Raw genomic sequence first — 12,065 nt, 5'->3', positions numbered from 1 at the left:
CGCGAGCGGGGTGTTACTCCCGGCCCGCCGATGTGAACGACATGTCCGCGTACCGTTCACCCGCGACCTTGCCCGCGACGGGCGCCAGCAGCGCCAGCTCCGCCTCGCTGAGCACGAGGTGCGTGGCGGCCGCGTTCTCCTCGATCCGGCTGCGCTTGCGCGTTCCCGGGATCGGTACCACGGCCAGGCCGTGCACCTGCGCCTGCTGCTGCACCCAGGCCAGCGCGACCTGCCCGAGCGAGGCCCCGTGGGCCGCGGCGACCTCACGGACCGGCTCCAGCAGGGCCGCGTTGGTCTTCGCGTTGTCGCCGGTGAAGCGGGGCTGCTGACGGCGGAAGTCGTCGTCGGTCAGCTCCTTGTCGGCGCTGACGAACGAGCCGGTCAAAAAGCCGCGGCCGAGCGGCGAGTACGGCACGAAGCCGACGCCGAGTTCGCGTGCGGCCGGCACCACACTGTTCTCCACGTCCCGGCTGAACAGTGACCACTCCGACTGCACGGCCGCGATCGGGTGCACGCCCTGCGCCGCGCGCAGTTCGCCGCCGGTGACCTCGCTCAGGCCCAGGTGCTTGACCTTGCCCTCGGCCACCAGCTCGGCCATCGCGCCGACCGTGTCCTCGATGGGGACGGCCGGGTCACGGCGGTGCATGTAGTACAGGTCGATCTCGTCGACGCCCAGGCGGCGCAGGCTCGCCTCGACGGCCTCGCGGATGTAGGGGCGGTCGTTACGGATGGCCCGCTTGGCCGGGTTCAGCGGGTCGGCCGGGTCCGCGGCGATCGCGAACTTCGTCGCCACCACGACCTCGTCGCGGTGCGCCTGGATGAACGGGGCGATGAACTCCTCGTTGTGGCCCATGCCGTACATGTCGGCGGTGTCGTAGAGCGTGACGCCCAGTTCGAGCGCCCGCTCCAGCGTGGCCCTCGCCTCGCCCTCGTCCTCCGTCGGGCCGTACGCGAAGCTCATGCCCATGCAGCCGAGGCCCTGGACACCGACCAGCGGTCCGGAGGCGCCCAGCTGAACGGTGCCGATGTGCTCTGTGGTCATGCCGTCCTCAGACTCTCTCCGACGCCCGGCGGGCGTCGGCGTAAACGTCGATCTTGTAGTCGAGGACCTGGAGCGTGCTCTGCAGTTCGGCGATCCGCTGCCGTACGTCCTCGCGGTGCGCGGTCAGCAGCCGTTCCCGCTCGGGGAAGGTGTGCGCGCCCTCGCGTACCAGTTCGGCGTAGCGGACCATGTCCGCGACCGGCATGCCGGTCAGGCGGAGCTTGGTCACCAGGTCCAGCCAGTCCAGGTCGCGGTTGCTGAAGCGGCGCTGGCCCGTGTGCGTACGGTCCACGTGCGGCATCAGCCCGATCCGTTCGTACCAGCGCAGGGTGTGCGCGCTCAGGCCGGTGACCTCGGCGACCTCGCTGATCGCGTACTGGTCGCGGCCGGTGGGCCGCGGGTGCAGGACCGGCCCTTTGCAGGCCGTCAGCCGTGCTGGTTCCCGCACCGTCCGGTCCGTCGCCGTCACCGTCATGCCGCGCCTCCCGTAGTCGCCGGATGTTCCGTCGCCGGAACGTTTTCTCCGGATCTCTCACGACGGCTTCAACGCTAGAGACTTGGAGTGCACTCCAAGCAAGCGAAGTCTTGACCCGGTCTTGAGGCGATCCGGAGATCCGCTGCCCGCGCGGCCCGGACGCGCCTTCTCCCCCGGCCCGTCCCGGCCCCGCGACCCGGAGCGTTAGGCTCGTGGCCATGCCCTTGCAGAGCCTTCGGATGATCGAGAACTGGCCGGTGCCGACCGCGGCCGTCGCTGTCGTACGGACCGACGGGACGGTGGCCGGATCGTACGGTCCCCAGGAGCACCGCTTCCCGCTGGCCTCGGTCACCAAGCCGCTCGCCGCGTACGCCGCGCTGCTCGCCGTCGAGGAAGGGGCGGTGGAGCTGGACGAACCGGCCGGGCCGCCCGGCTCGACCGTCCGCCACCTGCTCGCGCACACCGGCGGGCTGGCCTTCGACGAGGACCGGGTGCAGGCCGCGCCGGGCGAGCGCCGGCTGTACTCGAACGCGGGCTTCGAGGCGCTCGGCGACCACATCGCCAAGGCCACCGACATCCCCTTCCCGCAGTATCTGCGCGAGGCGGTCCTCGAACCGCTCGGCATGACCGCCACCGACCTGCCGGGCTCACCCGCCAAGGACGGCGTCTCGACCGCCGCCGACATGGCCCGCTTCGGCGCCGAGCTCCTCGCGCCGCGGCTGCTGGCGCCGCAGACGCTCGCCGAGGCGACCTCGGTGGTCTTCCCCGGCGTACGCGGTGTGCTGCCCGGCTACGGGATGCAGAACCCCAACGACTGGGGCCTGGGCTTCGAGATCCGGGACGGCAAGTCGCCGCACTGGACGGGCGCTTCGTCCTCGCCGCGGACATTCGGTCACTTCGGCCAGTCGGGCACGTTCCTGTGGGTGGACCCGGACGCGGGCGCGGCCTGCGTCGCGCTGGCCGACCGGGCCTTCGGCCCCTGGGCGATCGAGGCGTGGCCGCCGCTCACGGACGCGATCCTCGCCGAGCTGCGCTGAACACGCGCCGCGGTGCCGCGGGGCCCCGGGCCGTACGGCGGCCCGCCACCCCCTCAGCCGTACGACGGTTCGCCCGGCATCTCCCACAGCAGGCACTCGGCGGCGCCCTCGGCGGCCAGCTCCAGGTCCGCCGCGTCCGTGACCCGCGCCGCGTCCCCGGCCGCCAGGCGCTCGCCGGCCAGCAGGACCGCGCCGCGTACGACGTGCACGTACATCCGCTGCGCGTCCGGCACGGCGGACCGTTCGCCGTCGGCCAGCCGTCGTACGTGCAGCATCGAGGCCGCCCCGGGCAGCGCGTACGGCGTGCCGTCGGCGATGCCGCGCACCACCTCGTACTCCGGCTCGCCGCCGGGCCCGGTGGGCGTGAGCCACATCTGCACGAACCGCAGCGGCCCGGCGCCGTCGTTGCGCTCCTCGTGCCGCACGCCGTCCGCCGAGCTGAGCCGCTGCACGTCGCCGGGCCGCACCACCGTCTCGTGGCCGGTGGTGGAGTCGCGGTGGGTCAGCTCGCCCTCGACGACCCAGGTGACGATCTCGGTGTCGCGGTGCGGGTGCTCGTCGAAACCGGCGCCGGGCGCCAGCCGTTCCTCGTTGCAGGCGACGAGCGGGCCGAAGCGCAGATTGTCCGGGTCGTAGTGCGGGCCGAAGGAGAAGGCGTGCCGGGTCTCGATGCCGGCCGCCGCGTCACCGCCCGGATAGCGTTCGTCGCCTCTGTGTACCTGGATCACCCGACCACCGTAGCCCCCGCCCCCGAGAGCCCACCGCGCCATCACACCGCCCCGATAAGGCAGGCTTGTCCCCGTGTCTGAACCCGCATCGCGCGACCCGCACCCGCATCCGCACACCGCGACCCTCCGCCGCCTGGAGAAGTCGTCGGGAAAGCTGGCTGCCAACGCCATCGCCCGCATGGACGCGCAGCTGCCGTGGTACCGCGCCATGCCGCCGGAGAACCGCTCCTGGATCGGGCTGGTCGCCCAGGCGGGCATCGCGGCCTTCACCGAGTGGTTCCGGCATCCCGAGACGCCGCAGGCGATCAGCACCGACGTGTTCGGCACGGCGCCGCGCGAGCTGACCCGGGCGATCACTTTGCGCCAGACCGTCGAGATGGTCCGTACGACCATCGAGGTCATGGAGGCGGCGATCGACGACGTGGCGGCCCCCGGGGACGAGGGCGTGCTGCGCGAGGCGCTGCTCGTCTACGCGCGGGAGATCGCGTTCGCCACCGCCCAGGTGTACGCGCAGGCCGCCGAGGCGCGGGGCGCGTGGGACGCGCGGCTGGAGTCGCTGGTGGTCAACGCGGTGCTGTCCGGGGAGGCGGACGAGGGGGCGATCTCGCGGGCCGCCGCGCTCGGCTGGAATTCTCCCGAACATGTGTGCGTTGTACTGGGCACGGCCCCCGACGGGGACAGCGAGCTGACGGTGGAAGCCATCCGCCGCGCCTCGCGGCACGCCAAGCTCCAGGTGCTCACGGGCGTCCTGGGCAGCCGCCTGGTGGTCATCGCGGGCGGCTCGGACGATCCGCTCAAGGCGGCGAAGGCCCTGATCGGACCGTTCGCGGCGGGCCCGGTGGTGGCCGGTCCGGTGGTGGCCGACCTGCTGGCCGCGACGCGGTCCGCGCAGGCCGCCGCGGCGGGACTGAAGGCCTGTGCCGCGTGGCCGGATGCCCCCCGTCCCGTACTGTCCGACGATCTCCTGCCGGAGCGGGCGATGGCGTCCGACCCGGCGGCGCGTGACCAGCTGGTGGAGGAGATCTACAGACCGCTGGAGGAAGCAGGCTCGGCGCTCCTGGAGACGCTGAGCGTGTATCTGGAACAAGCCAGCAGCCTGGAGGGCGCGGCACGGATGCTCTTCGTGCACCCCAATACCGTGCGCTACCGGCTGCGACGTGTGACCGACGTCACCGGGTGGTCACCTTCGGACGTACGCTCCGCCTTCACGCTGCGCATCGCGCTGATCCTGGGGCGTCTGGCCGACGGGGACAGCCAACTTTAGTCTTTTGTAGAACACCGACAATTCCCCTGATGGTTCTTCGTCCCTGTCCCCACGGGCGGGCGGGACCTCCCACAAGAGAGAGTGTGAGGGTGCTCGTACTCGTCGCTCCCGGCCAAGGCGCTCAGACGCCCGGCTTCCTGACCCCCTGGCTCGACCTCCCCGGTGTCGAAGACCGGCTCCGTGCGTGGTCGGCCGCCATCGACCTGGACCTGGTCCACTACGGCACGAACGCGGACGCGGACGAGATCCGCGACACCGCGGTGGCACAGCCGCTGCTGGTGGCGGCCTCCCTGGTGTCCGCCCGGCAGCTCTTCGCGACCCCGGAGGACGTCTCCCGGCAGGTCGGCGCCGCCGCCGGACACAGCGTCGGCGAGCTGGCCGCCGCGGCCCTGACCGGTGTGCTCTCCGAGAACGACGCGCTGACGCTGGTACGCAAGCGCGGCCTGGCCATGGCCGAGGCCGCCGCCGTCACCGAGACGGGCATGGCCGCCCTCCTCGGCGGCGAGCAGGACGTCGTCCTGCCGCACCTGGACAAGCTGGGCCTGACCCCCGCGAATGTCAACGGCGCGGGCCAGATCGTGGCCGCCGGTACGGCCGAGCAGCTGGCCGCCCTGGCCGCCGACAAGCCCGAGGGCACCCGCCGGGTCGTACCGCTGAAGGTGGCCGGCGCCTTCCACACCGAGCACATGGCCCCGGCCGTGACGGTCCTGGAGGAAGCGGTCGGGCAGGTCACGGCCGCCGACCCGCACACCCGGTACGTCTCGAACCGGGACGGCCGTGTCGTCACCGACGGGCAGGACGTCGTGCGCCGCCTGGTGGGCCAGGTGGCCAACCCGGTGCGCTGGGACCTGTGCATGGAGACGTTCAAGGAGCTCGGCGTCACCGGCATCATCGAGGTGAGCCCCGGCGGCACCCTCGTCGGCATCGCCAAGCGCGCGCTGCCCGGTGTGCAGACCCTCGCGCTGAAGACCCCGGACGACCTCGACGCGGCCCGCACGCTGATCGCCGAGCACTCTGCCCAGGCCGAATAGGAGCCCCGAGAGCATGACCTCGAAGATCAAGCCCGCCAAGGGCGCCGCGTACGCGCGCATCATGGGTGTCGGCGGCTACCGCCCGACCCGGGTGGTGCCGAACGAGGAGATCCTCAAGCACATCGACTCCTCCGACGAGTGGATCCGCTCGCGCTCCGGCATCGCCACCCGCCACTGGGCCGGTCCGGACGAGACCGTGGCGGCCATGTCGGTGGAGGCGGCCGGCAAGGCCATCGCGGACGCCGGGATCACGCCCGAGCAGATCGGCGCGGTGGTCGTCTCGACCGTCTCGCACTTCAAGCAGACCCCGGCCATCGCCACCGAGATCGCCCACAAGGTCGGCGCGGGCAAGCCCGCCGCGTTCGACATCTCCGCAGGTTGCGCCGGATTCGGTTACGGTCTGACCCTCGCCAAGGGCATGATCACCGACGGCAGCGCCGAGTATGTGCTGGTCATCGGCGTCGAGCGGCTCTCGGACCTGACCGACCTGGAGGACCGGGCCACCGCGTTCCTCTTCGGCGACGGCGCCGGCGCCGTGGTCGTCGGCCCCGGCAAGGAGCCCGCGATCGGCCCGACCGTCTGGGGCTCGGAGGGCGACAAGGCCGAAACGATCAAGCAGACGTTCGGCTGGGATGTCTACCGCCGCACCCCGGTGCCCGGCGGCGACGGCCCGGACGCCCGGGTGGCGCTCGACGAGATCCGCTACCCCGCCATCACCCAGGAGGGCCAGGCGGTCTTCCGCTGGGCCGTGTTCGAGATGGCGAAGGTCGCCCAGCAGGCGCTGGACGCGGCCGGAGTCAGCCCGGACGACCTGGACGTCTTCATCCCGCACCAGGCCAACATGCGGATCATCGACTCGATGGTGAAGACTCTGAAGCTGCCGGAGAGCGTCACGGTCGCCCGCGACGTGGAGACCACCGGCAACACCTCGGCCGCCTCGATTCCGCTCGCCATGGAGCGGCTGCTGGCGACCGGGCAGGCCAAGAGCGGGGACACCGCGCTCGTCATCGGCTTCGGGGCGGGTCTCGTCTACGCCGCGACGGTCGTTACCCTCCCCTAGGCGAGATTCGCGCAACGCGTCCGGTGACCTCGCGTCCCGGTGCCTGCGCGGAGCTCTCCACATCCCCGGAACTGCAGACTTTCTACCGTTCCCCCGACCCATTACCGAAGGAGCGCCATCATGGCCGCCACCCAGGAAGAGATCGTCAAGGGTCTCGCCGAGATCGTGAACGAGATCGCCGGGATCCCCGTCGAGGACGTCCAGCTGGACAAGTCCTTCACCGACGACCTGGACGTCGACTCGCTGTCCATGGTCGAGGTCGTCGTCGCCGCCGAGGAGCGCTTCGACGTGAAGATCCCCGACGACGACGTCAAGAACCTCAAGACGGTCGGCGACGCGACCGATTACATCCTCAAGCACCAGGGCTGATCCAGTCCCGGCGCATGTCGCCACCCCGCGGTGGCGCCGTCGATTCTCAACCCCTCAACCTGTGGAGTAGGAATTTCCGTGAACGCGACCAATCGCACCGTGGTCGTCACCGGTATCGGCGCAACCACACCGCTGGGTGGCGACAGTGCCTCGACCTGGGAAGGGATGCTCGCCGGACGTTCCGGCGTGACCGCCCTCGACCAGGACTGGGCCGCCGACCTCCCGGTCCGCATCGCCGCCGCGGCGGCCGTCGACCCGGGTGAGATCATCCCCCGGGCGCAGGCCCGCAAGCTGGACCGCTCGGCGCAGCTCGCGCTGATCGCGGCCCGTGAGGCGTGGGCGGACGCCGGTTTCGAGGCCCGGGCCGGCGAGGACGCCTCGGTGGACCCGGACCGGCTCGGCGCGGTCATCGCCTCCGGCATCGGTGGCGTGACGACCCTGCTGAACCAGTACGACATCCTGCGGGAGAAGGGTTCGCGCCGCGTCTCCCCGCACACCGTGCCGATGCTGATGCCCAACAGCCCGTCGGCCAACGTCGGCCTGGAGGTCAACGCGCGGGCCGGTGTGCACACCCCGGTCAGCGCCTGTGCCTCCGGCGCCGAGGCCATCGGCTACGGCATCGAGATGATCCGTACGGGCCGTGCCGACGTCGTCGTCGCGGGCGGTACGGAGGCGGCCATCCACCCGCTGCCGATCGCCGCGTTCGGCAACATGATGGCGATGTCCAAGAACAACGACGACCCGCAGGGCGCGTCCCGTCCCTACGACGCGGACCGCAACGGCTTCGTGCTCGGCGAGGGCTCCGGCGTGATCGTCCTGGAGTCGGCCGACCACGCCGCCAAGCGCGGCGCGAAGGTCTACGCCGAGGCCGTCGGCCAGGGCATCTCCGCCGACAGCCACGACATCGTGCAGCCCGAGCCGTCCGGCAACGGCATCGCGCACGCCCTGCAGAACCTGCTCGCGGGCACCGACCTCAAGCCCGCCGAGATCGCGCACGTCAACGCGCACGCGACCTCGACGCCGCTGGGCGACCTGGCCGAGATCAAGGCGCTGCGCAAGGTCTTCGGCACCGACGTCGACCACATGGCGGTCTCCGCCACCAAGTCGATGACCGGCCACCTGCTGGGCGGCGCGGGCGGCGTGGAGACCGTCGCCTCGGTGCTGGCGATCCACCACCGGGTGGCGCCGCCGACCATCAACATCGAGAACCTCGACCCCGAGGCGGCGGACGCGGACATCGTCCGGGACGAGAAGCGCGCGCTGCCCGCCGAGGGCACGATCGCGGTGCTGAACGACTCGTTCGGCTTCGGCGGTCACAACGTGGTGCTGGCCTTCCGGACCGTGTGACCGGGGCCGGACCCGCTGGTCCGTGATGCGGGGGAAGGGGCCGTGCCGTGTGGCACGGCCCCTTCCTCGTGTCCGGGGCCGAGCGTGCGGCCTCCTGGTCCGCGTACTCGGGGCCGCGTACGCCTCAGAAACTGGCGTAGTACGCCGCCGCGCCGTCCTCGTCGCCGTGCCCCTGCGCCTCCGCCCGGCGCAGGCGTTCCGCCGCGGCAGCCGTCAGGTCCATGTGCACCCCGCCCGCCGCGGCGGCCTCCTCGATCAGCCGGGCATCCTTGCGCGCGGCGGACACCGTGAAGCTCGCCGGATACGCGCCGGACAGGATCAGCTCCGACTTCATCCGGAGGTAGGGCAGGTCGAGCGGTCCGCCCTCGACCGCTTCGAGGAAGGAGCGGGGGTCCACGCCGAGCCCCTGGGCGAGGGCCAGCGCCTCGCCGGTGCCGTTGATGACGGTGAGCACCCAGCTGTTGACGACGAGCTTGAGCCGGCTGGCCGCGCCCGAGGAGGCGTCCTCGTCGACCCACAGGGTGCGCTGTCCGACGATGTCCAGGATGCGCGCCGCCCGCTCCCTCACGTCCTGCGGCCCGGCCGCGAGAACGGTCAGCAGGCCCTTCTCCGCGGGTTCCTTCGTGCCGACCACGGGCGCGTCCACGAGGTCCAAATGGTGTTCGCGGGCGAGGGCGGCGAGCGGGGCGGTTCCGTCGGCGCCCACGGTGCTCATCTGGAGCCAGAGGGTCCGCGCGCGCAGGGCGGGGGCGCTCGCCCGTACGGCGTCCAGTACGGCCGGTCCGTCCAGCAGGACGGTCAGCACGGCGTCCGCGCCGTCCACCGCCTCGGCCGGGGTTTCCACGACCCGTACGCCGTCGGCGGCCAGGGGTTCGGCCTTGGCGCGGGTACGGTTCCAGGCGCGGACGTCCAGACCGGCGCCGGCGAGGTTGCGGGCCATCGCCGAGCCCATGATTCCGGTGCCGAGCACCGCCACTGAGGTCTTGTCAGGCATGTCCGCACGCTACGGCCTGGAGCGGGCTCCAGGGCAAGGGCGGCACCGGCGCGCCGCGGCGGCCGCCCGCGGGCCGGTGCGACAGGTCAGACGACCTGGTGCAGCCAGCGGACCGGGGCGCCCTCGCCCGCGTACCGGAAGGGCTCCAGCTCGTCGTCCCAGGGCTTGCCGAGCAGCTTGGCGACCTCGGCCGCCAGCTCGGTCTCGCCGCCCGCCGAACGGGCGAGCGCGGCGCGCAGCCGGTCCTCGGGGATCAGGATGTCGCCGTGGATGCCGGTGACGGCGTGGAAGATGCCCAGCTCGGGCGTGGCGCTGTAGCGCTCGCCCTCGGCGGTGGCGCAGGGTTCGGCGGTCACCTCGAAGCGCAGCAGGTGCCAGCCGCGCAGCGCGGAGGCGAGTTTGGAGGCCGTGCCGGACTCGCCCTGCCAGGAGAACTCGGCTCTCCAGGTGCCGGGGGACGCCGGCTGGCGGATCCAGTCGAGGTTGACGCGCACACCGAGGACGCCCGCGACGGCCCATTCGACGTGCGGGCACAGCGCGCGCGGTGCGGAGTGGACGTACAGAACTCCACGTGTCGTCACCGGGACCTCCGATACGGTTCGAGGTTCGCCTTCCCCAGCGGCCTCGTGCCCGTTCCGGTCGCGGCCGGGACAGCTGCAAGCATTCTGCCCCAGTGATCACGTCGGCACCAGCATCCGAGGTTACCTACAGTAAACACCATGAGCCCCAATTTGCCGCAAAAGGGACAGTTAATGACGTGATGTACTACACGCGTGCCGACTGTGCCGGTGCCGTCGGGCGAGGACCCTACGGGTCACGGCACAAGCTACCGCGCGGCAGGCGTCGGGGGGTGACGTACCGTCGGTACCGGAACAGATATCACTCGCACGCCGGAGGGGGACAGGGGATGACCGAGGTCGATCAACCCTTTCGGCCAACCCGGGCCCGTACCGCCGCGGCCGCCGTCCTCACGGCGGCCGCGCTCGCCGTCTCCCTGACGGCCTGCGCCGGCGACCCCGACGACGGCGGCCGCCCGGCCCCGCACCCCTCCCCCAAGCCCTCTCCCGCCTGGCGCACCGACCCCGCCTCGGTGGCCGCGGTCGGCGACTCCATCACCGTCGGGTTCGACGCCTGCTCGGTGCTGTCCGACTGCCCCGCCGTCTCCTGGGCCACCGGCACGGACCCGGACGTGAACAGCGTCGCCCGGCGACTGGTGAAGGACCCCGCCACACACAGCTGGAACTTCGCGAAGACCGGCGCGCTGATGCGCGACCTGCCCGCCCAGGTAGAGCAGGCCGTACGGAAGCGGCCCGAGCTGGTCACCGTCCTGGTGGGCGCCAACGACGCCTGCCGTACCGACGTGGGCGCGATGACCACGGAGACCGCCTTCCGCGCCGACTTCGAGGCGTCCCTGCGCGCGCTGCGGCGCGCCCTGCCCAAGACGCAGGTGTACGTCGCGGCCGTACCGGACCTGATGCGGCTGTGGTCGCAAGGGCGGCAGAACCCGCTGGGCAAGGAAGTGTGGAAGCTCGGGATCTGCGGCTCGATGCTGCGCGACCCCGACGACCTGTCGAAGGCCGCGGACACCCGCCGGCAGAGCGTGCGGGACCGGGTGATGGCCTACAACAAGGCCCTGGAGTCGGTCTGCGAACGCGACAAGCTGTGCCGCTTCGACCGGTCCGTCTTCGACTTCCGTTTCACCGGCGCGGAGTTGAGCGCCTGGGACTGGTTCCACCCCGGCCGGGAGGGGCAGCGGGAGCTGGCCCGGATGGCGTTCCAGGAGATCACCCGTAAGGGGACGTAGCGGCCCTGACGGGGCGGCACGGGCACCCTTAGGGGGAAGGGCGGGCAGATCGTTCCTGCTGGGGATGGGGACGGAACGCGGGGCGCGCGAGGATGGCAGTCGGCCCGAACCGCCGTGTGCGGCGGGCCCGTACACCGCTCAGCGCGCTCGCGCACCGCTTTCCGCACCCGGGGGGACCCGCCATGACCGCACGCCGTACGACCAGACCGGGGCACCGCACCACCCGTACCGCCCTCGCCGCGGCCGCCCTCGTCACCGTGACCGTCGCGGTCACCGGCTGCGAGCTGACCGAAAAGGCCACCGACAGCGAGCAGACCTACACGGTGGCGGGGAAGACGGCGAAGCTGGACGTGACGACGCCGGGCGGCAACATCACGGTCGTCGCGGACGACACGGCCGGCGACCGGGTCAAGGTGACGGAACGGCTCGTGTACGGCAAGCGGAAGCCCGCCACCCGGCACTCCCTCGTCGGCGGCAACCTACAGCTCACCGCCGACGACTGCGGGGACGTCCGGGGCAAGTGCAGCGTCGCCTACGAGGTCAGGGTCGCACCGTCGGTCGCCGTGAAGCTGCACACCGACGGCGGCGACATCGACGTCAAGGGGGCCGCGGGGGCCGTCGACGTGAAGACCAGCGGCGGCGACATCGACCTGCGGGACTGCACGGCGAAGCAGGCGACGGCGGACACCGACGGCGGCGAGATCGACGCCCGCTTCACCGGTGTGCCGGACCGGGTGGACGTCCGGAGCAGCGGCGGCGCGGTCTCGGTACGGGTCCCGCAGGGCCGTTACGCGGTGGACGCCACCACGGACGGCGGCAACCGCAAGGTCTCCGGCACCGTGGACAACAGCTCGCCGCACAAGATCAAGGTGCACAGCGACGGGGGCGACGTGGAGGTGCTGGCCGGAGGCTGA

General features: G+C 72.0%; 13 protein-coding genes. 8 read left to right on the top strand and 5 right to left on the bottom strand.

Annotation, left to right across the window (positions count from 1 at the left end):
* Positions 1–13 precede the first annotated feature (13 nt).
* Positions 14–1,042 (bottom strand): aldo/keto reductase, encoded by a 1,029-nt coding sequence (locus tag OEIGOIKO_RS29070; RefSeq protein WP_125056516.1) that lies wholly within the window; start codon positions 1,040–1,042, stop codon positions 14–16.
* Positions 1,043–1,049: 7 nt separating this feature from the next.
* Entirely contained in the window at positions 1,050–1,517 is a 468-nt protein-coding gene (locus OEIGOIKO_RS29065) for a MerR family transcriptional regulator (RefSeq protein WP_246177578.1), read from the bottom strand.
* A 218-nt stretch (positions 1,518–1,735) separates the two neighbouring features.
* On the opposite strand from OEIGOIKO_RS29065, the gene OEIGOIKO_RS29060 reads away from it, so the two are divergent.
* On the top strand, positions 1,736–2,554 hold the full coding sequence (locus tag OEIGOIKO_RS29060; protein WP_125047221.1) for a serine hydrolase domain-containing protein: 819 nt from the start codon (positions 1,736–1,738) through the stop codon (positions 2,552–2,554).
* 53 nt (positions 2,555–2,607) lie between these two features.
* Here OEIGOIKO_RS29060 and OEIGOIKO_RS29055 read toward each other — a convergent pair whose 3' ends face one another.
* Positions 2,608–3,282: a pirin family protein gene (locus tag OEIGOIKO_RS29055; protein WP_461791927.1), complete on the bottom strand. Its 675-nt coding sequence runs from the start codon at positions 3,280–3,282 to the stop codon at positions 2,608–2,610.
* A gap of 73 nt (positions 3,283–3,355) precedes the next feature.
* Here OEIGOIKO_RS29055 and OEIGOIKO_RS29050 point away from each other — a divergent pair, with 73 nt between their 5' ends.
* The 5 genes from OEIGOIKO_RS29050 to OEIGOIKO_RS29030 all read left to right on the top strand — a co-directional run bounded on the left by OEIGOIKO_RS29050 (position 3,356) and on the right by OEIGOIKO_RS29030 (position 8,353).
* Positions 3,356–4,546, top strand: a complete 1,191-nt coding sequence (locus tag OEIGOIKO_RS29050) for a PucR family transcriptional regulator (protein ID WP_125056515.1) — start codon at positions 3,356–3,358, stop codon at positions 4,544–4,546.
* An 89-nt stretch (positions 4,547–4,635) separates the two neighbouring features.
* Positions 4,636–5,577: an ACP S-malonyltransferase gene (locus tag OEIGOIKO_RS29045; RefSeq protein WP_174857232.1), complete on the top strand. Its 942-nt coding sequence runs from the start codon at positions 4,636–4,638 to the stop codon at positions 5,575–5,577.
* A 13-nt stretch (positions 5,578–5,590) separates the two neighbouring features.
* Positions 5,591–6,637, top strand: coding sequence for a ketoacyl-ACP synthase III (locus OEIGOIKO_RS29040; RefSeq protein WP_125056513.1), 1,047 nt, complete (start codon positions 5,591–5,593; stop codon positions 6,635–6,637).
* Between the two features lie 120 nt (positions 6,638–6,757).
* Entirely contained in the window at positions 6,758–7,006 is a 249-nt protein-coding gene (locus OEIGOIKO_RS29035) for an acyl carrier protein (RefSeq protein ID WP_125056512.1), read from the top strand.
* A gap of 78 nt (positions 7,007–7,084) precedes the next feature.
* Positions 7,085–8,353, top strand: a complete 1,269-nt coding sequence (locus OEIGOIKO_RS29030) for a beta-ketoacyl-[acyl-carrier-protein] synthase family protein (RefSeq protein WP_125056511.1) — start codon at positions 7,085–7,087, stop codon at positions 8,351–8,353.
* Between the two features lie 124 nt (positions 8,354–8,477).
* Here the strand turns inward: OEIGOIKO_RS29030 and OEIGOIKO_RS29025 are convergent, their stop codons facing one another.
* Positions 8,478–9,347, bottom strand: a complete 870-nt coding sequence (locus OEIGOIKO_RS29025; RefSeq protein ID WP_125056510.1) for an NAD(P)-dependent oxidoreductase — start codon at positions 9,345–9,347, stop codon at positions 8,478–8,480.
* 86 nt (positions 9,348–9,433) lie between these two features.
* Complete coding sequence (locus OEIGOIKO_RS29020; protein ID WP_003979739.1) at positions 9,434–9,928, bottom strand: DUF3145 domain-containing protein; 495 nt, start codon at positions 9,926–9,928, stop codon at positions 9,434–9,436.
* A gap of 326 nt (positions 9,929–10,254) precedes the next feature.
* Here OEIGOIKO_RS29020 and OEIGOIKO_RS29015 point away from each other — a divergent pair, with 326 nt between their 5' ends.
* Complete coding sequence (locus OEIGOIKO_RS29015; protein WP_125056509.1) at positions 10,255–11,151, top strand: SGNH/GDSL hydrolase family protein; 897 nt, start codon at positions 10,255–10,257, stop codon at positions 11,149–11,151.
* Positions 11,152–11,333: 182 nt separating this feature from the next.
* A complete protein-coding gene (locus OEIGOIKO_RS29010; protein WP_170251899.1) occupies positions 11,334–12,065 on the top strand; it encodes a DUF4097 family beta strand repeat-containing protein in 732 nt (243 codons plus the stop codon).

It is taken from the genome of Streptomyces paromomycinus (assembly GCF_003865155.1).
Lineage (GTDB): Bacteria > Actinomycetota > Actinomycetes > Streptomycetales > Streptomycetaceae > Streptomyces > Streptomyces chrestomyceticus.
The sequence above is the reverse complement of the archived record's forward strand: the minus strand, read 5'-3'. Positions and strand labels throughout refer to the sequence as shown.

Coding starts and splice junctions, on each gene's coding strand:
- OEIGOIKO_RS29070 (WP_125056516.1), bottom strand. CDS start 1,042: ATGACCACAGAGCACATCGGCACCGTTCAGCTGGGCGCCTCCGGACCG.
- OEIGOIKO_RS29065 (WP_246177578.1), bottom strand. CDS start 1,517: ATGACGGTGACGGCGACGGACCGGACGGTGCGGGAACCAGCACGGCTG.
- OEIGOIKO_RS29060 (WP_125047221.1), top strand. CDS start 1,736: ATGCCCTTGCAGAGCCTTCGGATGATCGAGAACTGGCCGGTGCCGACC.
- OEIGOIKO_RS29040 (WP_125056513.1), top strand. CDS start 5,591: ATGACCTCGAAGATCAAGCCCGCCAAGGGCGCCGCGTACGCGCGCATC.
- OEIGOIKO_RS29035 (WP_125056512.1), top strand. CDS start 6,758: ATGGCCGCCACCCAGGAAGAGATCGTCAAGGGTCTCGCCGAGATCGTG.
- OEIGOIKO_RS29025 (WP_125056510.1), bottom strand. CDS start 9,347: ATGCCTGACAAGACCTCAGTGGCGGTGCTCGGCACCGGAATCATGGGC.
- OEIGOIKO_RS29015 (WP_125056509.1), top strand. CDS start 10,255: ATGACCGAGGTCGATCAACCCTTTCGGCCAACCCGGGCCCGTACCGCC.
- OEIGOIKO_RS29010 (WP_170251899.1), top strand. CDS start 11,334: ATGACCGCACGCCGTACGACCAGACCGGGGCACCGCACCACCCGTACC.